The 23,162-nt window shown below is 71.4% G+C and carries 25 protein-coding genes; 12 read left to right on the top strand and 13 right to left on the bottom strand.

All coding sequences use genetic code 11. From position 1 onward, the window contains the following. Both ACTRO_RS40240 and ACTRO_RS40235 read right to left on the bottom strand, forming a co-directional pair. Positions 1 to 843 carry a nitrilase-related carbon-nitrogen hydrolase gene (locus ACTRO_RS40240; RefSeq protein WP_034271693.1) on the bottom strand — a complete coding sequence of 281 codons (843 nt, stop codon included), beginning with the start codon at positions 841 to 843 and terminating at the stop codon, positions 1 to 3. Positions 844 to 961: 118 nt separating this feature from the next. Further along, entirely contained in the window at positions 962 to 1,252 is a 291-nt protein-coding gene (locus tag ACTRO_RS40235) for a DUF3303 family protein (protein ID WP_211244586.1), read from the bottom strand. 231 nt (positions 1,253 to 1,483) lie between these two features. On the opposite strand from ACTRO_RS40235, the gene ACTRO_RS40230 reads away from it, so the two are divergent. From ACTRO_RS40230 to ACTRO_RS40210, 5 genes are all read left to right on the top strand, one after another. Then, positions 1,484 to 2,041 (top strand): GNAT family N-acetyltransferase, encoded by a 558-nt coding sequence (locus tag ACTRO_RS40230; protein ID WP_051452140.1) that lies wholly within the window; start codon positions 1,484 to 1,486, stop codon positions 2,039 to 2,041. Between the two features lie 86 nt (positions 2,042 to 2,127). Next, the gene (locus tag ACTRO_RS40225; RefSeq protein WP_084316901.1) at positions 2,128 to 3,180 is read left to right on the top strand and encodes an alpha/beta hydrolase fold domain-containing protein; all 1,053 of its coding nucleotides are present in this window, start codon (positions 2,128 to 2,130) and stop codon (positions 3,178 to 3,180) included. Beyond that, complete coding sequence (locus ACTRO_RS40220; protein ID WP_034271691.1) at positions 3,177 to 3,467, top strand: Rossmann-fold NAD(P)-binding domain-containing protein; 291 nt, start codon at positions 3,177 to 3,179, stop codon at positions 3,465 to 3,467. Before ACTRO_RS40225 ends, ACTRO_RS40220 begins: the two co-directional genes overlap by 4 nt. After that, a complete protein-coding gene (locus ACTRO_RS40215) occupies positions 3,464 to 3,976 on the top strand; it encodes a DUF1360 domain-containing protein (RefSeq protein WP_051452138.1) in 513 nt (170 codons plus the stop codon). The genes ACTRO_RS40220 and ACTRO_RS40215 overlap by 4 nt, the downstream gene beginning before the upstream one ends. Positions 3,977 to 3,988: 12 nt before the next feature. Beyond that, positions 3,989 to 4,900 (top strand): MBL fold metallo-hydrolase, encoded by a 912-nt coding sequence (locus tag ACTRO_RS40210; protein ID WP_157436714.1) that lies wholly within the window; start codon positions 3,989 to 3,991, stop codon positions 4,898 to 4,900. Here the strand turns inward: ACTRO_RS40210 and ACTRO_RS40205 are convergent. Together ACTRO_RS40205 and ACTRO_RS40200 are read right to left on the bottom strand one after the other, a co-directional pair. Continuing rightward, complete coding sequence (locus ACTRO_RS40205) at positions 4,801 to 6,294, bottom strand: SDR family oxidoreductase (protein ID WP_034271690.1); 1,494 nt, start codon at positions 6,292 to 6,294, stop codon at positions 4,801 to 4,803. The genes ACTRO_RS40210 and ACTRO_RS40205 overlap by 100 nt on opposite strands. Next, positions 6,294 to 6,836: a DUF4383 domain-containing protein gene (locus tag ACTRO_RS40200; RefSeq protein ID WP_051452137.1), complete on the bottom strand. Its 543-nt coding sequence runs from the start codon at positions 6,834 to 6,836 to the stop codon at positions 6,294 to 6,296. Before ACTRO_RS40200 ends, ACTRO_RS40205 begins: the two co-directional genes overlap by 1 nt. Before the next feature lie 110 nt (positions 6,837 to 6,946). Between ACTRO_RS40200 and ACTRO_RS40195 the strand changes: the two genes are divergently transcribed. Beyond that, a complete protein-coding gene (locus ACTRO_RS40195; protein ID WP_051452136.1) occupies positions 6,947 to 7,894 on the top strand; it encodes a MerR family transcriptional regulator in 948 nt (315 codons plus the stop codon). Here the strand turns inward: ACTRO_RS40195 and glgC are convergent, their stop codons facing one another. From glgC to ACTRO_RS40160, 7 genes are all read right to left on the bottom strand, one after another. After that, a complete protein-coding gene (gene glgC, locus ACTRO_RS40190; protein ID WP_034271688.1) occupies positions 7,895 to 9,112 on the bottom strand; it encodes a glucose-1-phosphate adenylyltransferase in 1,218 nt (405 codons plus the stop codon). Between the two features lie 98 nt (positions 9,113 to 9,210). Next, positions 9,211 to 10,380, bottom strand: a complete 1,170-nt coding sequence (glgA, locus tag ACTRO_RS40185; protein WP_034271686.1) for a glycogen synthase — start codon at positions 10,378 to 10,380, stop codon at positions 9,211 to 9,213. Between the two features lie 90 nt (positions 10,381 to 10,470). After that, positions 10,471 to 11,337: a nucleotidyl transferase AbiEii/AbiGii toxin family protein gene (locus ACTRO_RS40180; RefSeq protein ID WP_211244585.1), complete on the bottom strand. Its 867-nt coding sequence runs from the start codon at positions 11,335 to 11,337 to the stop codon at positions 10,471 to 10,473. 44 nt (positions 11,338 to 11,381) lie between these two features. After that, positions 11,382 to 12,020 (bottom strand): hypothetical protein, encoded by a 639-nt coding sequence (locus tag ACTRO_RS40175; protein ID WP_034271684.1) that lies wholly within the window; start codon positions 12,018 to 12,020, stop codon positions 11,382 to 11,384. Positions 12,021 to 12,073: 53 nt separating this feature from the next. Next, entirely contained in the window at positions 12,074 to 12,391 is a 318-nt protein-coding gene (locus ACTRO_RS40170; RefSeq protein ID WP_051452134.1) for a DUF6510 family protein, read from the bottom strand. Between the two features lies 1 nt (position 12,392). Next, a complete protein-coding gene (locus ACTRO_RS40165) occupies positions 12,393 to 13,148 on the bottom strand; it encodes a ferredoxin reductase (RefSeq protein WP_034271682.1) in 756 nt (251 codons plus the stop codon). Then, positions 13,118 to 13,714 (bottom strand): sulfite oxidase-like oxidoreductase, encoded by a 597-nt coding sequence (locus tag ACTRO_RS40160; protein ID WP_034278914.1) that lies wholly within the window; start codon positions 13,712 to 13,714, stop codon positions 13,118 to 13,120. The genes ACTRO_RS40165 and ACTRO_RS40160 overlap by 31 nt, the downstream gene beginning before the upstream one ends. Positions 13,715 to 13,847: 133 nt before the next feature. Here ACTRO_RS40160 and ACTRO_RS44610 point away from each other — a divergent pair, with 133 nt between their 5' ends. The 5 genes from ACTRO_RS44610 (at position 13,848) to ACTRO_RS40135 (ending at position 19,783) form a co-directional block, all read left to right on the top strand. Then, positions 13,848 to 14,519 carry a helix-turn-helix domain-containing protein gene (locus ACTRO_RS44610; RefSeq protein WP_051452133.1) on the top strand — a complete coding sequence of 224 codons (672 nt, stop codon included), beginning with the start codon at positions 13,848 to 13,850 and terminating at the stop codon, positions 14,517 to 14,519. Then, positions 14,516 to 17,113, top strand: a complete 2,598-nt coding sequence (locus ACTRO_RS40150) for a VIT domain-containing protein (protein WP_063628160.1) — start codon at positions 14,516 to 14,518, stop codon at positions 17,111 to 17,113. Before ACTRO_RS44610 ends, ACTRO_RS40150 begins: the two co-directional genes overlap by 4 nt. Before the next feature lie 151 nt (positions 17,114 to 17,264). After that, positions 17,265 to 18,221: a polyphosphate kinase 2 gene (gene ppk2 / locus ACTRO_RS40145; protein ID WP_034271680.1), complete on the top strand. Its 957-nt coding sequence runs from the start codon at positions 17,265 to 17,267 to the stop codon at positions 18,219 to 18,221. A gap of 141 nt (positions 18,222 to 18,362) precedes the next feature. After that, complete coding sequence (locus ACTRO_RS44605; RefSeq protein ID WP_051452132.1) at positions 18,363 to 18,770, top strand: ester cyclase; 408 nt, start codon at positions 18,363 to 18,365, stop codon at positions 18,768 to 18,770. 74 nt (positions 18,771 to 18,844) lie between these two features. After that, complete coding sequence (locus ACTRO_RS40135) at positions 18,845 to 19,783, top strand: alpha/beta hydrolase fold domain-containing protein (protein ID WP_034271678.1); 939 nt, start codon at positions 18,845 to 18,847, stop codon at positions 19,781 to 19,783. Between the two features lie 30 nt (positions 19,784 to 19,813). On the opposite strand, the gene ACTRO_RS51600 is transcribed toward ACTRO_RS40135, so the two are convergent. Continuing rightward, a complete protein-coding gene (locus ACTRO_RS51600; protein ID WP_425394898.1) occupies positions 19,814 to 19,888 on the bottom strand; it encodes a 50S ribosomal protein bL37 in 75 nt (24 codons plus the stop codon). A gap of 108 nt (positions 19,889 to 19,996) precedes the next feature. Here ACTRO_RS51600 and ACTRO_RS40130 point away from each other — a divergent pair, with 108 nt between their 5' ends. Further along, the gene (locus ACTRO_RS40130; protein ID WP_034271676.1) at positions 19,997 to 21,097 is read left to right on the top strand and encodes a Gfo/Idh/MocA family protein; all 1,101 of its coding nucleotides are present in this window, start codon (positions 19,997 to 19,999) and stop codon (positions 21,095 to 21,097) included. A 272-nt stretch (positions 21,098 to 21,369) separates the two neighbouring features. Here ACTRO_RS40130 and ACTRO_RS40125 read toward each other — a convergent pair whose 3' ends face one another. Then, a complete protein-coding gene (locus tag ACTRO_RS40125) occupies positions 21,370 to 22,860 on the bottom strand; it encodes an NF041680 family putative transposase (protein WP_157436713.1) in 1,491 nt (496 codons plus the stop codon). Positions 22,861 to 23,162: the final 302 nt, after the last annotated feature.

Raw genomic sequence — 23,162 nt, 5'->3', positions numbered from 1 at the left:
TCACGCCCCGGTCAGCGGCCCGTAGGCGTCCGGGCGTCGGTCACGGTAGAAAGCCCACAGCTGCCGTACCTCGTCGATCATCGCGAGGTCGAGGTCGCGCACGACCAGATCCTCCGTGCTGTCCGAGGCGAGATCGCCGACGAACTGCCCGCGCGGGTCGACGAAGTAGCTGGAGCCGTAGAAGTCGTCGTCGCCGTACTCTTCGACGCCGACGCGGTTGATCGCCGCGATGAAGTACTCGTTGGCCACCGCCGCGGCCGGCTGCTCGAGCTGCCACAGGTAGGCGGACAGACCCCGACTGGTCGCGGACGGGTTGTAGACGATCTCCGCGCCGGCGAGCCCGAGCGCGCGCCAGCCCTCGGGGAAGTGCCGGTCGTAGCAGATGTAGACGCCCACCTTGCCCACAGCCGTGTCGAAGACCGGGAATCCCAGGTTGCCGGGCCGGAAGTAGTACTTCTCCCAGAACCCGTGCACCTGCGGAATGTGGTGCTTGCGGTACTTGCCGAGATAGGAGCCGTCGGCGTCGATGACCGCGGTGGTGTTGTAGGAGAAGCCTGCGGATTCGAGCTCGTAGAGCGGCAGCACGATGACCAGGCCGAGCTCTTCGGCCAGCGCCTGGAACCGGCGGGTGGTCGGGCCGTCCGGCACCGGTTCGGCCCAACGGTAGTGCTCTGCTTCCTGCACCTGGGGGAAGTAGGGCGCGTTGAACACCTCCTGGAACCCGATGATCCGGGCTCCCTGCTCGGCGGCGGCACGGGCGGCCTTCTCGTGCGCGGCCACCATCGTCTCGGCGTCTCCGGTCCAGGCGGTCTGGAACAGGGCGGCGCGCACCACACGGCTCACCGGGGGCCTCCTTGCCCGAGCGCGGACGATCGGTTCAACTGTCTGAACAGTAGGAGAAGGCTCGGCGGACGTCGGTGCGCCACGCGGGATTGATCACCTACGGATTATCAAGGGCGTGCTAGCCGAGCTTGGCCAGCCCTGCCTGGACGTCCTTGAAGTCCATGACCGGCACGAAGTCGACCTTGGCGTGGAGGTGCTGGAAGAACGGCTCGGCGACGGCCGGGATGCCGGCGGCGTCTTCGAGGTCGAACACGATGTACGCGGTCCGCCGGCCTTCCAGCGCCCCGAAGTAGACGGCCTCGGGTTTGATCTGCTCGAGCACGGACTGCATGATCTGGGGCAGCGACTTGTCCGCGATGGCCTTATTGGCCTTCTCCGTATCCATCTGCACGGTCATGAGCACACGCACGGCGCCGTCTCCTTTCGTCGAATTCCTGGGGTGGCAGGTCATTTGTACCCGCGCCCGGATCGGCGGTGAGAACGGAGCGCCGTGCAGGTCAAGAAATTCTCGAATTCGACTACGGCGATTCTCGTGAATGTCACACGAATACCGCCGGGCTCCCGGCAAGGAATATCCGCAGGCCACGGGATGCTGACGGAAACGGTCCCCCGCAGGGTTTCGAGGAGCACGGAGAACACCATGGACAGTCCGGTATCGGCGCGTGTGCCGACGCGGGCCGGCGGCACGCCGCGCGTGGTCGCGGCCCGGGTGCAGGACCCGGAAGCCGCGCCACTGCTGGCGGGCCTGCTGCACGAGTACACCACCCGCTACGGCGAGGGGGCGGTAGCGGAGTTCGACCACCACCCGGACATCCTGTTCGCCGAGGAACACGGCGGGGCGCTGCTGCTGCTGGTCGAGGGCGACAAGACGATCGCGGGCGGGGCACTGCGCAGCTTCGATCCGGACCTGGTGGTCGGGGGCGTGCTGGACGCCGACTTCCCGGACCGGCCGACGGCCGAGTTCAAGCGGATCTGGACGCACGCCGACCACCGCCGGCGCGGGCTCGGCCGCCGGGTGCTGCGCGCGCTGGAGGAGCGGGCCGAGCAGCTCGGCTACCGGCAGGTCTTTCTGACGACCGGACCGAGCCAGCCGGAGGCGGTGGCCCTCTACCAGGCCTCCGGCTTCACCGAACTGCCCGACCCGGGGGCGGCCGAGCGGGGCTTCCCGGTGCACCCGTTCGTCAAGCGATTGAGCTGATCGAACACCGACCGGGCCGGTCGGGGCCGGGTTCGGCCGGGGATGCAGCCGGGTTTAGCCCGGGATCTTGGGGTCACTGGGAGCGCATGTCCAGGGGAACGGACACGGTGCGTCACGCGAGCGTCCTTCGGCCGCTCGTGCAGGCGGCCGAGCCGGTACAGTCCTTCGCGCTGGCGCAGCTGCTGCGCTGGACCTGGCGTCCCGCGTCCGACCTGGTCGGCGGCCGCGGCGACTTCCGCTTCCTGCGCACCGCGCTGGAGCTGGGCATGCGCCTGACGCCGCCGCAACTCGGCGTCACGCATACGTCCGTACGCATCACCGACCCGCACCACGACGACCACGCCGACCACGAAGACCGCGACGGCGGCCTGCCCGCGGAGTGGTCCACCCCGCAGCACGCGACCGACGGCTCCGCGGTGCTCTACCTGCACGGCGGAGCCTTCGCCTTCGGTTCCGCGCGGACCCACCGCATGCTCACCGGCGCTCTCGCGGCCGAGTCAGGCCTGCGCGTGCTCGCCCCGAGCTACCGGCTCGCGCCCGAGCACCCGGCGCCGGCCGCGCTCGACGACGCCCGGGCGGCGTTCCGCTTCCTCGAGCAGCAGGGCGTTCCCGCCGAGCGGATCGTGGTGGCCGGCGACTCGGCCGGCGCGTACCTGGCGGCGCTCCTGGCCGCTGACCGGCGCGAGGCCCGACTGCCCGCGCCCGCCGCCGTCGTCCTGCTCTCCCCCTGGCTGGACCCCGAATGCGTCTCGCTGCGTGCTGCCGATCGCCGCTTGCGCGATCCCGTCATCAGCCCGCGGGCGGCCGAACGGTTCGGGCGGCTCTACGTCGGCTCCGACCAGCAGCACGCGACGCAGCTGTGCCTGGCCGTGCCCGAGGAGGACGCCGAGCGGTACGGGCCGGGCGCGCCCTATCTGATCCAGGTCGGCGGCCTCGAGTCGCTGGCCCCAGAAGTGCAGGCATTCTCGGAGCGGCTCGCGCGGACGGGCGTGGAGTGCGCCTTCGAGATCTGGCCCGGGCAGGTGCACGTCTTCCAGGCCATGCACCCCTATCTTCCTGCCGCGCGCAGGGCTCTGCACCGCGCCGGGCAGTTCGCCCGCGAGCACACCGCCGTACCGACGAAGGGAGCAACACGATGAGGCGGACTCGGTTCGACGGTTCCGTCGCCGTGGTCACCGGATCTTCGCGCGGGCTGGGCTTCGCCGTGGCGAGGCAGCCGGCCGAACGCGGCGCCGAGGTCGTGACGGTAGCCGGCGATCTGACCGCGGAGGACACGGCCGCTCCGGATCAGGGTGCGAACACCGCGGTGGACCGCGGGGACCAGACCGCCGGGCGCCTCGACTCCCGCCTCGTCAGCGCGCTCACGACGCTCGACGACAAGGCGGCCCGACGACTCGGCAACGCGAAAGCGGAGAACAGCGTATGAATTCGAACAACGGCCAGAGCAGGTCCACGAGCCCGCTGGAGCACGTCGCCCGGCAGTACGCGCCGGACCAGGAGTTCCCGCTCGGCGGTTACCTCGGCGCGATGGGCGTCTACGCGGGCAGCGTGACCGCGCTCGCGCTCACCGCGCGGCTGACCCGCCGCCAGGTGGTGGCGCCGTCGCCGTGGGACGTAGTGGTCACCGCCTTGGCGACGCATCAGCTCAGCCGGCTCGTGGCCAGGAACCCGGTCACCAGCCCGCTGCGCGCCCCGTTCACCCGCTTCCAGGGAACCCAGGGCCCTGCCGAACTCAAGGAGGAAGTGCGCGGCGAGGGCGCGAAGCGCACCATCGGCGAGCTGCTCACCTGCCCGTTCTGCACCGGCATGTGGGTGGTCACGGCGCTTTCGGGCGGGTACGTCTTCGCGCCCCGCGCCACCCGGCTCGCCGCCTCGGGCCTCGCGGCGCTAGCCGGTTCGGACTTCCTGCACTACGTTCGGGCCAAGCTCAACTGATTCAGGAGCCTCATGTCTCGTCCGACGCGCGCCGTCTCACCGGAGGGCCGGGCTCTTCCGATCTGTTCCACCTGCGGCGTCCAGTACCCGGCCGCACGGCCGGACTGCCCGATCTGTCTGGACGAACGGCAGTACGTCGGGTGGGACGGCCAGCGGTGGAGCACGTTGGCCGGCCTGCGCGCCGAAGGGCACCGGGCCCGCCTCGACGAGGAAGGGCCCGATGTCGTCGGCATCGGCGTGGAGCCCGCGTTCGCGGTGGGTCAGCGTGCGCTGCTGATCCGCGCGCCGGGCGGCAACGTGCTCTGGGACTGCATCGGGTACCTCGACGACGAACTCGGCGCCCGGATCGAAGAGCTCGGCGGGATCAGCGCGATCGCCGTCAGCCACCCGCACTTCTACGGCGCGATGACGGAGTGGGCCCGCGTCTTCGACGCGCCGCTCTACGTGCACGCCGCGGACCGCGACTGGGTCCCGCGGCCGGATCCGCTGGTCCAGTACTGGAACGACGAGACGCATTCGCTCGCTCCCGGCATGACCCTGATCAACGCCGGCACGCACTTCGCCGGCGGCACGGTGCTGCACTGGGCCGACGACCCGGACGGGCGCGGCGCGCTCTTCAGCGGCGACATCTTCATGGTGGTGATGGACCGCCGCTGGCTGAGCTTCATGTACAGCGTCCCGAACTTCATCCCGGAGCGGCCGAGCGTCGTGCGGCGCGCGCTCGCGCTGATCGAGCCGTTCGCGTTCGAACGGATCTACGGCGGGTTCTGGGGGCGGGTCGTGCGGACCGACGGCGTCGGCGCCGTGCGGCGCTCCGCGGAACGCTACCTGTGCTTCGCCAGCGACGGCGGGGACGACGCCGTGAGGTTGCGCGCCATGGCCTCGAAGATGAACCGGTGGAACGGCTTGACCGACCACCAGTAGGCCTGGCCGAGCAGGCCGCGGGGGTAGAACACCGCGCGCTGCCGGTAGAGCGAGCCCCCGTCGGTCGGAGTGACGCCGAGTTCGAGCCAGGCGAGGCCGGGCAGGCGCATCTCCGCGCGCAGCCGCAAAAGCTTCTCGCGGCCGCGCTCGATCGCTTCGACCCGCCAGAAGTCCACCGCGTCGCCTACCCGCAGATGCCGGGGGTCGCGGCGGCCGCGGCGCAGCCCGACGCCGCCGACGACGCTGTCGATCAGGCCTCTGGCCTGCCACGCGAACGGCAGCGAGTACCAGCCGCTCTCGCCGCCGATCCCCTCGATCGCCGACCACACGTTCTCGGCCGGCGTGGACGTGCTGCGCAGCCGCTCGTCCGCGTAGAGGCTGCCGCCGGCCCAGGCGGGGTCGGTGGGCAGCGGATCGGAGGGCGCGCCGGGCACCGAGCCGGAGGACCACCGGGTGGCCACCGCGGCTTCGCGTACGCGTCGCAGCGCCAGGTCGACGGCCTCGTCGAAGGAGATCAGCCCCTGCGGCGGATCGGGGATCCATTCGGCGACGGCGTCGTCGGCGCGCACCGCGTCGTGGTGCAGGGATTCGACCAGCGGCTGGGCCAGGGTGCCCGGGACCGGGGTGACCAGACCCACCCACAGGCTGGACAGTCGCGGAGTGAGCACCGGCACGGGGACGATCAGCCGGTTGCTGAGTCCCGCGGCGCGCGCGTAACGCTGCATCATCTGGCGGTATGTCAGGATCTCGGGGCCGCCGATGTCGAACTCGCCGACGGCCTCCGGCGGCAGCGCCGCCGCCGAGACCAGGTACCTCAGCACGTCCCGGATCGCGATGGGCTGGACCCGCCGTTCCACCCAGCGCGGGGTGACCATGACCGGGAGCCGCTCCGTGAGGTACCTCAGCATCTCGAACGAGGCCGATCCGCTGCCGATGATCACGGCGGCCCGGAACACGATCGTCGGCACGCCGGAGTCCAGCAGGATCCGGCCGACCTCGCGACGGGAGCGCATGTGCGGGGAGAGCGGGCCGTCGTGCGGACTCAGGCCGCCGAGGTAGACCAGCCGGCGCAGCTCGCCGGCCTTCGCCGCCTCGCCCGCTGCGGCGGCGAAGGTGCTCGCCGCCGTCCGGTCGGCGTCCTCGAAGCGGGCTCCGCCGAGCATCGAGTGGATCAGGTAGTAGGCCGTGGTCGCCCCGTCGAGCGCGGTGCGCACGCTCGCCGCGTCCGAGGCGTCGGCCTCCACGACCTCGACGTCGTCGAACCAGGGCTGGTCCTTGAGCCTCTCGCGCGACCTGGTCATACAGCGCACGCGGTAGCCCGCTTCGAGCAGCTCGGGCACCAGGCGGCCGCCGACGTAGCCGGTGGCGCCGGTGACGAGGCAGAGGCCGCCCATCACCGGGCTCCGTGGCCGGCGGGCGTCCTCGCGGGCGCCGCGGGCTCGATCTCCGCCGAGCCCGCGGACTCGGCCTCGGCCGCCTCGGGGTGCCGCGCCCGCCAGTACGGGTTGTCGTGCGGAAGCCCGCCGCTGACCCGGCCGTAGGCGCCGAAGGTCACGAGCATCACGCCGACCACGAAGCTGAACATCACGTTCTGGAAGCGGAAGGCGAGGAAGTTCGCCTGCGTGTCGAGCAGAGCCAGGTTGACCGCGCCGCTGAGGACGAAGAGGGCGCCCATGGCGAAGTTGACCGTGGAGGCGATGTTGCCGCCGATCACGGCGCCGGTGACCAGGACGGCCGCGGCCACGATGGAGATCACGCTGAGCGTGCCGTTGCTGGTCAGGCCCAGCACGTGCTCGCCGTGGGTGGTGAAGAAGGCCAGCTGGTCGGCCAGTCCGAGCACGCCGAAGACCAGCAGGAGCAGGCCCATGAAGCCGCCGCCGTAGCGGTAGACCCGGCCGAGCCGGTGGTCTTGGGGAAGATGGTCGTAGAACTGCATGGCGTGCCTCCGCATCGACGTTCCCGGTCGGGAGAGCTGATCCATCTCCTCCACCCTCCGGCCGGGGCCGCGGACGGGCAACGTGAGTAGGTTTCGCATAGATTGACCGCATGCGCTCGACGAGCTCCGCGAGCGGCACGCCGGAGGACGACGGGCCGCGGCTGACCATCCGCGCCGCCGCCGCCGCGGCCCGGCTCGGCGTGGCGGTGCCGACTTTGCGCAGCTGGGAGCGCCGCTACGGGATCGGCCCGGAGCCGCGCGCACCCGGTGCCCACCGCCGCTACTCGGCCGCCGACATGGCCCGGCTGGAGTACTTCTGCCGTTTGGTGGGCGAGGGCTCGGCCACGGCCGACGCGGCTCGGGCCGCCCTCGCACGGACGGAGCTCACGCGAAGGGAGGCAGCCGCGCCCGGCGACGCCGAGCCGGTCGAGACCGATCCCAGTCCGTCACCCGGCCGGGCCCGCGGCGTCGCACGCTGCGCGATGCGCCTGGACCAGAGCGGGACGCTGGAGATCCTCGAGCAGACGCTGAGCCGCGACGGTGTCATCGCGGCCTGGGAGACCACGATCGAGCCGGCGTTGCTCGCAGTCGGGCGCAAGTGGACCGAGTCGCAGGGCCATTACGTCGAGGTCGAACACCTGCTGTCGTGGTGCGTCACCGTCGCGTTGCACCGAGTCCGAGCCGCCACACCGCCGAAGCCGGCGGCGCGACGCGTGTTGCTCGCCTGCTCCCCCGACGAGTGGCACAGCCTGCCGCTCGAAGTGCTGGCGGCAGCACTGCGGGAACGCGGTGTGGCCGTGTCCATGCTGGGCGCCGCCGTTCCGGCCGAGGCTCTGAACGACGCCGTCGGCCGGATCGACCCGGCCTGCGTCGTGGTGTGGTCCCAGACGCAGAGCACTGCGGAACCCGCCCGCCTTCCCGTCCCGGGCGAAGGCTCGCACTGCCGCGTCCGGGCCGCCGGTCCGGGCTGGCTCAGCGCGCGGCCACCCCTCGCCGGCGTGCTCCTGTCTCCCGCCGACGCGCTCGACGCCTGCCTGTGCGGCGCCGATAACGCGTGATCACAGCACGTGCTGTCCCTTGCCCAGGGCGATGATCCCGTTGGGCGAGGCGTGGTAGAGCTCGCGGTCCCGCTCCGGGTTGACGCCGACGGTCGCGCCCGGCGGCACGACGATGTTCTTGTCGAGGATCGCCCGGCGCACCACCGCTCCGCGCCCGATCCGCACGTTGTCGTGCAGGATCGAGCCCTGCACCACGGCGCCCTCCTCCACCACCACGCCCGGCGAGAGCACCGACTGGGTGACCTGACCGCTGATGATGCAGCCCGGCGCGACCATCGACTCGCTCGCGATCCCGCCGGCGACGAACTTGGCCGGCGGCAGCTGCACGGTGTGCGTGTAGAGCGGCCACTCCCGGTTGTAGAGGTTGAACACCGGGTGGATCGAGATCAGGTCCATGTGCGAGTCGTAGTACGCGTCCAGGGTCCCCACGTCGCGCCAGTAGCCGTGGTCGCGGCTCGTCTCGCCGGGCACGTGGTTCTGGTCGAAGTCGTAGACGTGCACCTGCCCGAGCTCGGTGAGCGAAGGCAGGATGCTGCCACCCATGTCGTGCACCGACTGGTCGTTCTCGGCGTCCTGGCGCAGCGCGTCGAGCAGCGTCTTCGTGGTGAAGATGTAGTTGCCCATCGACGCGTACACCTGGTCCGGCGCGTCCGGGAGCCCGGGGGCGTCGGTGGGCTTCTCCAGGAACTGCTCCACCGTCACCCCGTCGGCGGCGGGCGTGATGATGCCGAAGTCCGAGGCCTGCGCACGCGGGATGCGGATGCCCGCGACCGTGGCGCCGGCCCCGCGCTCGATGTGCTGGCGCAGCATCTGGCGCGGGTCCATCCGGTAGACGTGGTCGGCGCCGAACACCATGACGTAGTCGGGGTTCTCATCGTGGATCAGGTTGAGCGACTGGTAGATCGCGTCCGCGCTGCCGAGGAACCAGCGCGGCCCGAGGCGCTGCTGCGCGGGCACCGAGGTGACGTAGTTGCCGAGCAGGTTCGACATCCGCCAGGTGGTGGTGATGTGCCGGTCGAGCGAGTGCGACTTGTACTGCGTCAGCACGCAGATCCGCATCACGTCGCCGTTGACGAGGTTGGAGAGCACGAAATCCACCAGCCGGTAGGCCCCGCCGAAGGGCACGGCCGGCTTGGCCCGGTCGGCGGTGAGCGGCATCAGCCGTTTCCCCTCACCGCCGGCCAGCACGATTCCCAGTACCGACGGTCCGCCGCGCATACGCCGCCCCTTAGTCCCACGGCCGTTCGGCCGTGCTGGCCACTGTCAGATGGAACGCTGTCAGATGAAACTGGTGCTGAGCTGATCTGTGCCGGCGCCTAGCGCAGGAGCTGTTCGTAGAGCGCCGCCGTGCGGCGGGCGATCGCCTCCCAGCCGAACTCGGCCACCGCCCGCTCGCGTCCCGCGGTGCCCATCCGGCGGGCGGCGGCGGGATCGGCGAGCACGGATTCGATTGCCTCGGCGAGGCCGGTCTCAAACGCCTCCGGGCGATTCTCGTCGTAGTCGACCAGCAGGCCGGTCTCGCCGTCGCGCACCACCTCGGGAATGCCGCCGACGGCCGAGGCGACGACCGGGGCGCCGCAGGCCATGGCTTCGAGGTTGACGATGCCGAGCGGCTCGTAGATCGAGGGGCAGACGAAGAGCGCGGCGTGGCTGAGCAGTTGCACCACCTCCGGGCGCGGGAGCATCTGCGGAATCCAGATGACGCCGCTGCGGCTGCGCCCGAGCTCGTCGACCAGGCCGCGGAACTCCTTGTCGATCGCGGGCGTGTCCGGCGCGCCCGCGCACAGCACCACCTGCGCGGCCGGGTCGAGGCGGCGGGCAGCGCGCAGCAGGTGCGGCACGCCCTTCTGCCGGGTGATCCGGCCGACGAAGAGCACGTACGGGCGGTCCGGATCGATCCCGTGCTTCGCCAGGGCGGCCGTCTCCGACGTGGGCTGGTAGAGGGCTGTGTCGATGCCGTTGTGCACGACGTGGACGCGCGCCCGGTCCAGCGTCGGGTAGCAGCTCAGGACGTCCGCGCGCATCCCTTGCGAGACCGCGATCACGGCGTCGGCGCTCTCGATGGCGGTGCGCTCGGCCCAGCTCGAGAGCGCGTACCCGCCGCCGAGCTGCTCGGCCTTCCACGGGCGCATCGGCTCGAGCGAGTGCGCGGTCATCACGTGCGGGATGCCGTGCAGCAGCTTGGCGAGATGGCCGCCGAGGTTGGCGTACCAGGTGTGCGAGTGCACGACGTCGCAGTCCTCGACTCCGGCGGCCATGGCCAGGTCGATCGACAGGCTGCGCAACGCCTCGTTGGCGTTCGCGAGCGCCGGATCCGGCGCGTGCCGGAATACGCCGTCAGAGTCCTGTGTCTCCTGCGCGCTGCGCCAGCAGTGCACGCGTACGTCGACCAGCTCCTGCAACCGGTCGGCCAGGAACTCGACATGCACCCCCGCACCGCCGTACACGTCCGGGGGGAACTCTCTGGTCAGCAGCCCGACTCGCAAGACGCCTCCAGACCGTGCCGGGAAGAACGGATCTTCAATCTAGGCCCGACCATAGTGGAGCAGCAGCGTCTTGGCGAGGAAAAGTTTGCGTCACCCCTCGACTGCGTCAAAGGTGGCCGCGAGTGCGGCGACTAGGCGTTCGACATACCCGGAGTCGTCGGCGGGCTGATCCGGGTACTCCGCCTGGAAATGCCCCCACGGCGTCTTGAGCGCCGCGATGCTGCGCAGCGTCACCGGGTACGTCGCGTAGTACGGATCGGCTTGTGCGGCAGCGGCTTGGAGCATCTCGTAGCTGAACGTGGTGTGCTCGGCCAGCAGGACGGCATCGTAGAGGTCCTTGCCCTGCGGGTGGATGTCGGTGACCAGCCACATGATCTTCCAGATCAGCGAGAGCTCCGGGGTGACCGCGAGCAGCAGGGTGCTGGGCCGGCCCGCCGCGGGGATCACGGTCGCCTCAGGGGCGATCGGCAGGTGCTCGTTGAAGACGAAGTCGAGCTGCACCCATCCGCCGGGCAGCCCTTCCGCCTTCCAGGGCAGGAGCAGGCGGCGGCCGGGCACTCGGTCGTAGGTCCAGATGTCCTCGGTGACGGCGGCCTTCGCCGAGATCGTGATGTCGCTTCGGCTGCTCGCCTGCTGGGCGGCCGCGGCGATTCCCTCGAGCATCAGGGTCGTGCCGTACTCCTCGATCCGCCGGCTCTCCGGCACGACGACGAAGTCGAGATCGCCCGGCTCGCGCGCGGCCCGGCCATACCACGCACGTAGCAGGATGCTGCCACGCAGCACGAGCGAATCAGCGTATGGCGAATCGGAGACGGCAGCGAGCACCGTGTCGAGCGCGGAACGGCGCGCCGCGTACCAGCGCCGGTGCGTCTGCTGGTCCTCGAACCGGGGCTCGCCGGCGCGGAAGGCATTGGGATACTGCAGAAGCGCGGGCTCGAACACCCTCGGCTGCTGCACACCCGGATCGGGAATCGGTTGCAGCGTACGAGGAACTCCCTTGGTCACAGCGGCCCCGCCTTCTCCTCTATCCACCCGTCATCGATGCCTGCGTCACTATCGAAGACCACGAATTCGCGTTCGGCCGAGACGATCTCCCAGCCGCCTTCGCACAACGCCGCGCACAGCGCCTCGAGCTTCTCCCCCGCTTCGGCCAGACCGACTCCGAAGCAGCGCTGCGTCACGAACCGCTCATGAGCCCCGTTCTCCAGCACCCGCCGCGCATTCCACGACACATGCGCCCCATGCGGGACGGCCACCAGCGCCAGCGCCTGCCAGTCGTCGCCCGGCGCCAGCCGGACCTTCACGTGGTGCTCGAAATATCTAGCCGCCCCAAGGCTTTCCGCCTCAGCCCGGTCCTGCGGCACGCCGGCCGCCCAGGGTGAGGCCTCGATCTTGGTGCGGACCGGCGCGAACCCGGCCGCGGACAGCCGACGCTCCAGATCCACGATCACCGCACGCTGCTCGTCGAACGTCCCCGAACCGGTGAAGGTGAGCATCGGCTGCGAGGGCACACGGCCGCGGGCCAGCACGATGTGGGTCAGCTTCGCCCCCGTGTTCTCGGCCGACCACGCCTGAAGCCGCGCCAACTCGGGCCCGGCGCAGCGCACGGTCACGTGGGACTCGAATTCGCCCTCGAACATGCCCCGATCATCGCAGCCGCGCCGCGGCGGCGGCAACGCGAAATCAGCGGGGCTCAGGCGTCCTGGCTCAACCCGATCCGCAGGCTGAGCGCGCCGTGCACGTCGAGCCAGGCCTCGCCTTCGCCGTGGACCAGCCGGAGCATCACCTGGCCGCACACCGGGCAGCGCGCGACGAGGCCGGGGGCATGGCCGTAGACGTGCAGCCCGGCCAACGGCCCGGCCGTCCGGCAGCCGGAGCAGGTGCCGACGGCCGTGGTCACGTCCACCGCGAAGATCTCGGCCAGCGGCCCGGCCAGGGCGTTGCCGTCCTCGTAGTCGTCGTCCTCCGGGGCGTGGTCGTGAACAGGCTCGGCCGGCGCGGTCGCGGACATATCAGCCTCCAGATGGTCCGAAGCGTTCGGTGCGGATCCGTTCGGCGTCGTGGCCGAGGTCGACCAGCAGATCGGCGGCGTGTTCGACGAACCCGGTGGGGCCGCACACGTACACCGTCGGCTCGAAGTCGGGCGGCCAGCCGGCGCGGGCGAGGTCCTCGGCGTCGAGGCGGCCGGCGGGCCGCGGCCAGCCGTCGGGGGCCTCGCGCGTGTAGAGGAAGGTGGTGTCCAGGCCGGGGTCGAGCCGACGCAGCTCGGCGAGGTAGATCCGGTCCCCGGGCGAGCGCACGGAGTAGATCAGGCGGAACGGCGCGCGGCTGCCGGCGGCCCGCCGCGCGCGGATCATCGCCATCAGCGGCACCAGTCCCGAGCCGCCCGCGACCAGCAGCACCGGCTCGGTCTGCTCCGGCTGCCAGACGAACCAGCCGCCGACCGGCCCGCGCAGCTCGATCTGGTCGCCGACCGCGAGCTGGTCGATCAGATACGGCGAGACCTCCCCCTCCGCGACGCGCTGGACGGTCAGCTCCAGCCGACCGCCCGCCTCCGCGGACGCGATCGAGTAGCTGCGCTGGGCGCTGTAGCCGTCCTCGGCGGTCAGCCGGACGTCCACGTGCTGCCCGCCGAAGTGCCCGGGCCAGTCCGGCACGTCGAACACGAGCGTGCGCGCGCTCGACGTCTCGTTCCGTTCCTCGACCAGGGTGCAGGCGCGCCAACGCAGCCGCTCGCTCAGTCGCCCCAGTAACGCTGTTCCCGCCATGGGTCTCCGTAGTTGTTGTAGCCGGCCGTCTCCCAGAAGCCCGGCTCGTCCTGCAGCTTGAGCTCGATGCCGTGCACCCACTTGGCGGACTTCCACAGGTAGAGGTGCGGCACGAGCAGCCGGGCGGGGCCGCCGTGCTGTGGCGGCAGGTCCTCGCCGTCGTAGCGGTAGGCGATCCACGCCTTCCCGTCGAGCAGGTCGTCCAGCGGCAGGTTCGTGGTGTACCCGCCGTAGGAGTGCACGAGGGCGTAGTCGGCCGAGGTCTCGACGTCGGCCAGCAGCACGTCGAGCGAGACGCCCTGCCAGCGCGTGCCGAACTTCGACCACTTCGTCACACAGTGCAGGTCCACGACCGGCGTCTCGTACGGAAGGGCCATCATCTGTGCCCACGACCACGAGCGCTTGGCGCCGGATTCGTTGCTGATGTCGAAGGACCACGTGTCCAGGTCGATGCGCGGGGTCGGACCGGCCGAGAGCACCGGGAAGTCCCTGGTCTCGTACTGTCCGGGCGGCAGCTTCTCGTCGACCGGACGCCGTCGGTGGAACCCGCGGGAGATGACCGTCACTCGGCTCGCCTCCACCCGTCGAAAACATCCGAAATGCATGCGATGCCTGAATTCTCGTCGGCTCTCCGGCGCCTCGCAACGGGAACGCACCTGCATGGTTGACACTGTCATATGACAGTGTCACGATGGAGCCATGGCCGAACCGGATGCCGCAGCGTGGACCATCGACCAGCTCTCGCAGCTGGTCGCCGAAGCGCTCTCGGCGCACGATCCCGGCCAGTCCAACGGCCGGGTGCGCCAGGTGCCGGACGTGCGCACCATCCGCTGGTACACCTCGATCGGCCTGCTCGACCGGCCGGCCGCGATGCGCGGGCGGACGGCTCTGTACGGACGGCGGCACCTCGCCCAGATCGTGGCCGTCAAGCGGCTGCAGGCGGACGGGCTCGCGCTCGCCGACGTGCAGCAGCAGCTGATCGGCGCGGACGACGCGGCGCTCGAGCGCATCGCCCGGCTGGGCGAGCTGCCCGCGTCGCCCGACCCGTCGCACGACGCGGCGGCGCCGGAGGACGCGGCCGCACCGGGCCGCGGCCGTTTCTGGTCCGCCCGTCCGCTCCAGGCCTCGGCCCCGCGGGCGACGGCCGGCCCGAACGCCGCGACCGGTAACACGCTGATCCACGGAATCCGACTGGCACCGGGCGTCTCGCTCCTGCTCGACGCCGCCGCAGCCGCACCCGACGACGAGGCGCTCGCCGTCATCGCACAAGCCGCGCAACCTCTGCTCGACGCGCTCGCGGCGCTCGGGCTGAGCCACGACCAGCAGCGCAGGACAGGACAGCAGCCGTCCGAAGGGGGACAAAGCAGATGATCAAGACCGGTATCGCCGACACGCTCGGGCACGAAGAGATGCTGCGCATAGCGGCGCCGGATCCAGAGGCCGGACTCGGCGCCCTGGGCACCGAGCGCGGCAACCTCCCGCTGGAATCGATCGACGTGCGCTCGGCCGTGGTCGGGCTCACCGTGCGCAGCGAGTTCGCGCTGGGCTTCCGCAACCCTTACGACGTCGCGCTGGAGGCGACCTACATCTTCCCGCTGCCCGACCGCGCCGCGGTGACCGGCCTGCGGATGGAGGCGGACGGGCGGGTGATCGAGGGCGTGCTGGAGGAGCGCGCCCAGGCCCGCGCCCACTACGACCAGGCCATCGCGGAGGGCAAGCGCGCCTCGATCGCGGAGGAGGAGCGGCCCGGCGTGTTCAGCATGCGGGTCGGCCAGATCCTGCCCGGCGAGCTGGTCGTGATCCGCACGACGCTCTCCGGCCGCCTGCCGTTCGAGGACGGCGAAGCCACCTACCGGTTCCCGCTCGTCGTCGCGCCGCGCTATATCCCGGGCACGCCGCTGCCCGGCGACCAGGTCGGCGACGGCACCGCCGCGGACACCGACGCCGTGCCGGACGCCTCCCGGATCACCCCGCCGCTGCTGCTCCCGGGCTTCCCGAACCCGGTCCGGCTCTCGGTCGAGGTGGACGTGGATCCGGCCGGGCTGCCGCTGACCTCGGTCAAGTCCAGCCTGCACGGCGTCGAGATCGCAGAGCCCGAAGGCGCCGGCGCCGAGGACGCTGATGGCGCGTCAAGTCGCAGGGTGATCCGACTGTTGCCCGGCAACCGCGTCGACCGCGACTTCATCCTGCGGCTGCGCTACGGATCCGAGGACGCCGTCACGACCTCGCTCGCGGTACGGCTCGACGAGGGCTCCGCGGACGCGAAGGAACCGGCCGGCACGTTCGTTCTCACGGTGCTGCCGCCGAGCGGGGACGCGGCCTCGGCCCGCCCGCTCGACGTCGTCCTGGTGCTGGACCGATCCGGCAGCATGGAGGGCTGGAAGATGGTCGCCGCCCGGCGGGCCGCCGGACGCATCGTCGACAGCCTCACCGGCGCGGACCGCTTCACCGTCCTGGCCTTCGACCACACGGTCGAGACCGCTCCGCTGCTGCCCGCCGGCCTGGTCGAGGCGACTGACCGGCACCGCTTCCGTGCGATCGAGCATCTCGCCCAGATGGATGCTCGCGGCGGGACCGAGATGGCCGAGCCGTTGCGCCAGGCCGCGGTGCTGCTGGCGGCGGCGCCCGATGCGGCCGACGCCCGGGACCGGGTCCTGGTGCTGGTCACCGACGGCCAGGTGGGCAACGAGGATCAGATCCTCGAGTCGCTCGCGCCGCACCTCGGCGGCGTCCGGGTGCACACCATCGGCATCGACCGCGCCGTGAACGCCGCGTTCCTCGAGCGGCTGGCCCGGGTCAGCGGCGGCCGGTGCGAGCTGGTGGAGTCCGAGGACCGCCTCGACGACGCGATGGCGCAGATCCACCGGCGGATCGGCACGCCGCTGGTGACCGGCCTGAGCCTGCTGCCGGACGGGCTTGCGATCGACCTGGCCGGCGTGGAGCCGTCCCGGCTGCCCGACCTGTTCGCCGGCGCCCCGCTGGTGGTCAGCGGACGGTTCAAGGGCGAGCCGGCCGGCGCGGTGCAGGTGCGCGGGTCTGCCGCGGACGGCACGGAGTGGCAGACCTCTGTCACGGCCGCCGTCAGCGCCGACGCCGGGCTCGCGGCGTACTGGGCCCGCGGCCGGGTCCGGGACCTCGAGGACGGCTTCGCCTCCGGCCGCGGCGACGAGAGCACCGAGAGCCGGATCATCGAGGTCTCCCTCGCGTTCGGCGTGCTGTGCCGGTTCACCTCGTTCGTCGCCGTCGACAGCCGGGTGGTGAATGAGGGTGGCGAGATGAAGCGGGTGACCCAGCCGGTGGACAGCCCAAGCGGCTGGGACATGCTGGCCGACACCGACGGGGTCTTTCCGTCCGCTTTGGGCGGCGCCTCCTTCGGCGCGCCGATGGAGAAGAAGCGCAGCGCTCGGGCGGCGGCGGGGCCCGGCGCACGGCCGTCGCTGCCGCGCCCGGCCGCGCGCGCGAACTACTGCTCCGCGCCCGCGACCCCGCCCGCGCCCGCGGCTCCCGGTTCGGCGCCGATGTTCTTGCCCGCCCCCTCCCCCAGCCTGCCCGCGCCGCAGATCCAGCCCGAGTTCGATTTCGAAGTGCCCGAGTTCCTGCGCGAGGAGCGGGCCGTAGTGGGTGCGCAGTCGCAGAGCGTGGATGTGCGGGCCCGCATCAGCACCCTGTTGGAGCGGCTGCGCACGAACGTCTCCGCGCCGTACGCCGAGCGGGTGGGCTACCTGGTCGAGATCGCCGCCGAGCTGCGCCGGATCGTGCTCGAGGCCGTCGGCCAGGCGATCCCGCCGGAGCAGATCGAGGCGCTGGGGACGCTCGCCGAGGAGCTCGAGCAGCCGCTCTCCGACGTCGCCGGCCAGGGTGAGCTCGACCGGCGCTGGCAGCACGCCGTCACCGTGCTGGCCGGCCTCGCCGAGGCGCCGGAGCCGCCGCGGCGGGCCGCCTCCTTCTGGAAGCGCCGCTCCTGAAGCCCCGTCCGTCACGGCGATCCGGCCCGGCCGCAGCACGCGGCCGGGCCGGATCGCCGTGCACCACCGTACGTTTACGCACAGTTCGCCGCCGGTTCGAACGACCGGCGTGATCGTTCGGGATATTGCACATGTGAGCGAAGACACGACCATGACGACCTCCGCGGACCCGGACTCGGTCTGGCCGCTGGCCGACGTGACGGCGACGGCCGGCCTGCGGATCGAACAGGACGATGACGACGATCCGATCCTGATCGACCGCGACGGCGCGGCGGTCGACACCTGGCGCGAGGCCTACCCGTACCACGAGCGGCTGGCCCGCATCGCGTACGAGCGGGACAAGCGGCTGCTGCAGATCGAGCTGCTCAAGCTGCAGAACTGGATCAAGGACACCGGCCACCGGCTCGTCGTGCTGTTCGAGGGCCGGGACGCCGCGGGCAAGGGCGGCACGATCAAGCGGTTCACCGAGCACCTCAACCCGCGCGGCGCCCGCGTGGTCGCGCTGGAGAAGCCGACCGAGCGCGAGCGCACGCAGTGGTACTTCCAGCGCTACGTCCAGCACCTGCCGGCCGCCGGCGAGATCGTGCTCTTCGACCGGTCCTGGTACAACCGCGCCGGGGTCGAACGGGTGATGGGCTTCTGCGACGCGGGCGAGTACCTCGAGTTCATGCGCCAGGCCCCCGAATTCGAGCGGATGCTCGTGCGCGACGGGATGACGCTGGTGAAGTTCTGGTTCTCCGTCTCCCAGGCCGAGCAGCGCACCCGCTTCCTGATCCGCCAGGTGGACCCGGTCCGGCAGTGGAAGCTGAGCCCGATGGACCTCGCCTCGCTCGAGCGCTGGCAGCAGTACACCGACGCGAAGGAGGCGATGTTCTTCTACACCGACACCGCCGACGCACCGTGGACGGTGATCAAGAGCAACGACAAGAAGCGCGCCCGCCTCGCCGCCATGCGGCACGTGCTGACGCTCTTCTCCTACGCCGAGAAGGACCCGGAGATCGCCACCGCCCCCGACCCGCAGGTCCTCGGCTCCGCCGCTCTGCTCACCGAGCGCTCCGGGACCGCGGCCGACATGCGCCACGTCCTGCCACGGCTGTCCGAGCACTGAGCACCCCGGACTGACGGCCGGTCAGCCGCATGCGGACCCGGCCGTTGCGGCGTTCGGGCGAACCCGGGTGCGCGGGCGGCGGGCCGGGGGCACGATCCGGTGTGACCGAACCCGCCGCCCCCGGCCGAAAGGCGTGCCCGTATGACCTCCGTGGAGTACCTACGGCAGCGTGTCGCCGAACTCGAGGCCGAGCTCGAGTCCTACCGCGACCGGCAGCGCCGCGAGGAGCTGAACCTGGAGCTGTTCGACGAGGTCGACTTCGACGCGGTCTCCGCGCCGGACTGGCCCTCGCTCCGCTCCTATCTGCCGGACCTGCGGATCACCGAGCACTCGCTCAAGGTCGCCCACGGCGACTGGACCGCGGTGGTCGGCCGGCTGCGCGGGACGTTCTCCCAGCCGCTGAAGAAGGCGGACGGGTCCGAGGTCCCGCCGACCGGCCGCGCGGTGGACGTGGCGATGGCCACGTTCGCGCGGTGGGAGAACGACCGGATCGCGCAGGAACTGCTGTTCTGGGACACCGGCGAGTTCGCACGTCAACTCGGTCTGTGACGTGTCTTTCCGCGCCCAGCACGCAGGGCGAGACGAGGTACGCGGCGCCGAAGAAGAACGCGTAAAGTCGCCCCATGCCTCTTGATCCCTTCCTCGCCGCCAAAGTCCACCTCATCGAGGACGTCGATTGGCTGCGTGCGCAGGAGGATCCGGCGCTGATGGCGCGGCTGAACGAGTTCTTCGAAGATCCGCAAGAGCCTCGCGTGCCGGACGTCGTCATCGAGGACCGCAGGATCCCGGGGCCGCACGGGGAGATCGACGTGCGGGTGTACCGTCCGCGCTCGACGCCGGTACGCGGCCTGGTCTGGGCGCACGGAGGCGGGTTCGTCGCCGGCGATCTGGACATGCCCGAGGCCCATCTGGTCGCGGCCGAGCTCGCGGCGCGCGCCGACGCGTTGGTCGTGTCCGTCGGGTACCGGCTCGCGGGCGACGGGGTCCACTACCCCGTGCCGATCGACGACGTGCACGCGGCCTGGCGCTGGTTCGTCGGTCCGCAGAACGCCGATCAGCTGCCGTCCGGGCCGGTCGCGCTGGGCGGCGCGAGCGCGGGCGCGGCACTGGCCCTGTCCACCGCGGTCCGCCTGCGGGACGAGGGCGGACGCGTCCCGGACGCCCTGCTGCTCGCCTATCCCTTCGTCCACTTCCCGAACCCGGCGCTCGACGACGAGACGGCGGCCGGGATGCGGGAACTGCCGGCGATGCTGCGCTTCACCACGGATTCGATCGAGGAGATGGTGCGCAACTACGTCGGGCGGCTGAGCGATCTGCCGCCGGACGCGATGCCCGGCGCGGCGCCGCTGGCCGGCCTGCCGCGGACCGCGATCCTGCTGGCCGAGTACGACGACCTGCGGGCGTCCGGCGATCTGCTGGCCAAGCAGCTCGCCGAGGTCGATGTGCGGGTCCGCACCTATCGCGCGGCAGGGATGCTCCACGGCCACTTGAACCGCAGCGCATCCCTCAAGGAAGTGGACCGCTCGCTCGACTTCTTCGCCGAGTCGCTGCGCGAGGGCTGAGCCCTCGGCCCACCTGCCGGGCGTCCTTGATCAGGAGTTGGGGCGCTTGCCGTGGTTGGCCTTCTTCTTCCGACGGGCGCGCCGCTTGTTGCCGCTCTTCGCCATGGTCTACTCCTCGCTGCTCGGACTCGGCACCCGCGGTTGCGGGCGAACGTCACTCTAGGGCAGCGGCGCCGGGGTCGCAGAATCGGCCGCTGTGAGAGTATCCGCTCTATGAGCGGACCTGTGACCTTCGGTATCGTCGGCAGCGGCTGGCGGGCAGAGTTCTTCGCCCGGTTGGCCGCACTCATGCCGGATCGGCTGACGCTGGTGGGCGCGGCGGTGCGCCGCCCGCAGCGGGCGGAGGAGCTCACGGAGCGGTGGCGGGTGGCCACCTACCTCTCGCCGGCCGAGCTGATCGCCCGTCAGAAGCCGGAGTTCGTGGTCGCGTCCGTGCCGTGGCCGGTGACTCCGGAGATCATCGGCGCGATGGTGGAGGCGGGCGTGCCGGTGCTGGCCGAGACGCCGCCGGCGCCGGACGACGCGGGTCTGGAGGCGCTCTGGGGCCAGGTCGGCGAGCGCCGCCTGGTGCAGGTCGCCGAGCAGTACCTGATGATGCCGGCTCACGCGGCCCGCCACGAGATCGTCCGGCGCGGCCTGATCGGCACGCCGACCAGCGTGCAGGTCTCCTCCACGCACGGCTACCACGCCGTCTCCATGATCAGGGGCCTGCTCTGCGTCGGCTACGACCGGCCGGTGCGGGTCGCGGCGCAGCGCTTCACCGCGCCTCTGCTCGACCCGATCACCCGCGAGGGCTGGAGCGAGGCCACCGAGCCCACGGCGGCGACCACGACCCTGGCCACACTCGACTTCGGCGAGGGCGCCAGCGGCCTGTACGACTTCACCGACAACCAGTGGCACAACCGCCTGCGCGCGCGGCGCATCGTCGTCCGCGGCAGCCTCGGCGAGATCACCGATGACAAGGTGGTGCGCTGGGGCGGCCCGCGCACGGTGCTGACCTCCGAGATCACCCGTTCGCAGCTCGGCCACGACCTCAACCTCGACGGCCACGACACCGAGCACTTCGCGTTCGAGGGCGAGGTCGTCTACCGCAACCCGTTCCTCGGCCTGCGCCTGATGGACGAGGAGGTCGCCATCTCGACGCTCCTCGTCAGGACGGGCGCTTGGGTGCGCGGCGAGGGCCCGGAGCCGTATCCGCTGGCGGACGCGTGCCAGGACCACCATCTCTCGCTGGCGATGGATCGGGCCGCAGAGTCGGGCGAGACCGTCGTCGCGAACGTCGGACCGTGGGCGGCCTCGGCGCCGTCGGCCTAGCGCGAGTTGGTGCTCGGCCGGGTGCTCGTACGGCCGGGTGTCTTGTCGGGTCGGGGGCGGCCGCTTCGCGTCGCCCGGTTCGTCTGACCACCCGCCCACCCGTTGCGTGGGCGGGGCGGGCGGGAGTTTCAAGATCTCGCCTCCGGCGGGGACCCTTCCCTCGGAGAGAGATGCCGGGGTTTGTGGGGTGGTGTGGTTGGTGGGGCGGGCTGTTGTTTGGGATGGTGGGGTTGCGGGTGTGTGCTCTCTCCTCGGTCGGTCCCCGGAGGCAATCAGGAACCTGCCGGGAGCTCAAGCGGCGGTGGCTGTGGTTGGTGGCGGATTTTGCATGGCGCCGCTTGCTTAAGATTTAACCATTGGTGATCATGGTCGGGTGTTTTCGATGTCGCTCGTTCATGGCTTGTGCCGGTCTTCTTACCGGCTGGGTGGCGTGTGCGCGGTGGCCGGGTCGTGCCCGTCGGGCGGCCGGGGCCGGCGGTGGTGGGTTTCGGCTTTGCGGCGGGGGTGCCGATTTTCCGTGCCAGTACGGGGAAACCCCGGCGGACCCGGCCGGGTGTCGGGATCCGGTCTGGGGGTGTCGGGCGCTGCCAGGGCAGGCGCAGGTGAGCGCCGAGCCGGCGGGCGAGCCTGAGCTGGGTGTATGCGGTGATGGTCAGCCAGGTCCAGCGGTCGGCCTGCTCCGGGGTGCCCACCTGCGGCGCGGTCCAGCCGAGCGACTGCTTGAAGAACCTGAATGTATGCTCGATATCGAATCTCCGCAGATAGGCCGTCCAGAGCTGATCGAGGTCGAACCCGGTCCCGGGCCTCGCGTGGTGCCAGAGCCACAGGTCCTGCGGTGCGCGGCCGCCGGGCAGGCGCTGGGTCTGGACCCTGATCAGGGTGCCGGGCAGGCGCGGCAGTTGCTGCGCGTGCTCGCGCCAGGCGCCCTGGCGCTCGAGCTTCTGGTGCAGCCCGTGCCAGGCGGTCACGATCGTGCGCCCGCAGCGCGGCGAGTCCCGCTCGACGCGCAGGTCCGGGTCGTGCCAGGTGCCCGGGTCGGCGATCGCGAAGCGTCGGCCGTGCACGGGCGGGCGTCCCGGGGCACCGCGCGGGCGCGGCACCGGGTCGCCGTAGTAGACCCGGTCGCGGCGCACCCGTCCGAGAATCTGCCTCTCCAGGCCCCGGCCGGCGGTCAGATAGGCGATCCGGGTCAGGTCGTAGCCGGAGTCGAACACGAACAGTGCGGCAGGGCGCCCGTGCGAGAGCCCGGCGGCGGCGCAGCGCTCGAGCACCGCTTCGACCTGCGCGACGGTGACCGCGGTCGCGTCCTCGGCCACGGCGAGGCGGCGCGCGTCGAGCGGTGCGCACCACGAGTGCGCGCCCCACTCCAGCCCGACCGCGACCGAGTACGGCCATCCCGGCACGGTGCCGCGCCGGTTGCCGCACGCACACGAGTGATGGCAGTGGTGGCGCTCGCGTGCGCACTCGGCGTGCGGACGATGCCACGAAGAGACATCGATCGCGAATTTCAATGGTCCGTCATCCAAGGGTTCCCACACGCTGGTGATCAATCCGGCCAATGCCGGCACGTCGATCTCGCCACTGGCCACGGCGTCGTACAGGGCCCCGTGACCACGACGAAACGGCCGCTGCAGCGACAACTCGGCGAGCGAGCGCACCCGACCGTCCGTCGCGAGTACCGCATCGACGAGATCGAACAAAGAATCCGCGCGCCGCGCGAAGCAGCCGTGCACCCCGGCCCGAAACCCCCGCAGAACCTTCAACGACCCCCCGCCCCCGGCCGCGCGGGACTGGCCGGGCTCCTCACGGCATGGCATCATGAGACCCACGGCCACCTACCTTCTTCGTATCCTTCGACAGAAACGAAGAATCGCAGGTGGCCGTGCCGCGCGTCAGCAGAACACCGAAACTCCCCCAGAAACGATCTCGCCGAGGTTAAATCTCAAGGCTTGACCTCCCGGCAGAACCCTGATCGGGCTTCGCCTGCCCGACCGAGGAGAGAGCCCACCCCCTGGGGAGTGGTGCGAGCTGCGCTCGGGCCCAGTCCCGCCCCGTGGCCCGGTCG

Origin of the sequence: Actinospica robiniae DSM 44927 (assembly GCF_000504285.1) — a bacterium.
GTDB classification, from domain to species: domain Bacteria; phylum Actinomycetota; class Actinomycetes; order Streptomycetales; family Catenulisporaceae; genus Actinospica; species Actinospica robiniae.
Note: the sequence above shows the minus strand (reverse complement) of the source record. Positions and strands in the feature narration are given on the sequence as shown.

Bases quoted from the DNA above. Each gene is read 5' to 3' on its own strand.
- ACTRO_RS44610 (WP_051452133.1), top strand. From the start codon at position 13,848: ATGGCCGAACCGGATGCCGCAGCGTGGACCATCGACCAGCTCTCGCAG.
- ACTRO_RS40165 (WP_034271682.1), bottom strand. From the start codon at position 13,148: ATGGCGGGAACAGCGTTACTGGGGCGACTGAGCGAGCGGCTGCGTTGG.
- ACTRO_RS40130 (WP_034271676.1), top strand. From the start codon at position 19,997: ATGAGCGGACCTGTGACCTTCGGTATCGTCGGCAGCGGCTGGCGGGCA.
- ACTRO_RS40215 (WP_051452138.1), top strand. From the start codon at position 3,464: ATGAATTCGAACAACGGCCAGAGCAGGTCCACGAGCCCGCTGGAGCAC.
- ACTRO_RS40175 (WP_034271684.1), bottom strand. From the start codon at position 12,020: ATGTTCGAGGGCGAATTCGAGTCCCACGTGACCGTGCGCTGCGCCGGG.
- ACTRO_RS40150 (WP_063628160.1), top strand. From the start codon at position 14,516: ATGATCAAGACCGGTATCGCCGACACGCTCGGGCACGAAGAGATGCTG.
- ACTRO_RS40195 (WP_051452136.1), top strand. From the start codon at position 6,947: ATGCGCTCGACGAGCTCCGCGAGCGGCACGCCGGAGGACGACGGGCCG.
- ACTRO_RS40205 (WP_034271690.1), bottom strand. From the start codon at position 6,294: ATGGGCGGCCTCTGCCTCGTCACCGGCGCCACCGGCTACGTCGGCGGC.
- ACTRO_RS40210 (WP_157436714.1), top strand. From the start codon at position 3,989: ATGTCTCGTCCGACGCGCGCCGTCTCACCGGAGGGCCGGGCTCTTCCG.
- ACTRO_RS44605 (WP_051452132.1), top strand. From the start codon at position 18,363: ATGACCTCCGTGGAGTACCTACGGCAGCGTGTCGCCGAACTCGAGGCC.
- ACTRO_RS40230 (WP_051452140.1), top strand. From the start codon at position 1,484: ATGGACAGTCCGGTATCGGCGCGTGTGCCGACGCGGGCCGGCGGCACG.
- glgC (WP_034271688.1), bottom strand. From the start codon at position 9,112: ATGCGCGGCGGACCGTCGGTACTGGGAATCGTGCTGGCCGGCGGTGAG.
- ACTRO_RS40220 (WP_034271691.1), top strand. From the start codon at position 3,177: ATGAGGCGGACTCGGTTCGACGGTTCCGTCGCCGTGGTCACCGGATCT.
- ACTRO_RS40135 (WP_034271678.1), top strand. From the start codon at position 18,845: ATGCCTCTTGATCCCTTCCTCGCCGCCAAAGTCCACCTCATCGAGGAC.
- ACTRO_RS40200 (WP_051452137.1), bottom strand. From the start codon at position 6,836: ATGCAGTTCTACGACCATCTTCCCCAAGACCACCGGCTCGGCCGGGTC.
- ACTRO_RS40170 (WP_051452134.1), bottom strand. From the start codon at position 12,391: ATGTCCGCGACCGCGCCGGCCGAGCCTGTTCACGACCACGCCCCGGAG.
- ACTRO_RS40225 (WP_084316901.1), top strand. From the start codon at position 2,128: ATGTCCAGGGGAACGGACACGGTGCGTCACGCGAGCGTCCTTCGGCCG.
- ppk2 (WP_034271680.1), top strand. From the start codon at position 17,265: ATGACGACCTCCGCGGACCCGGACTCGGTCTGGCCGCTGGCCGACGTG.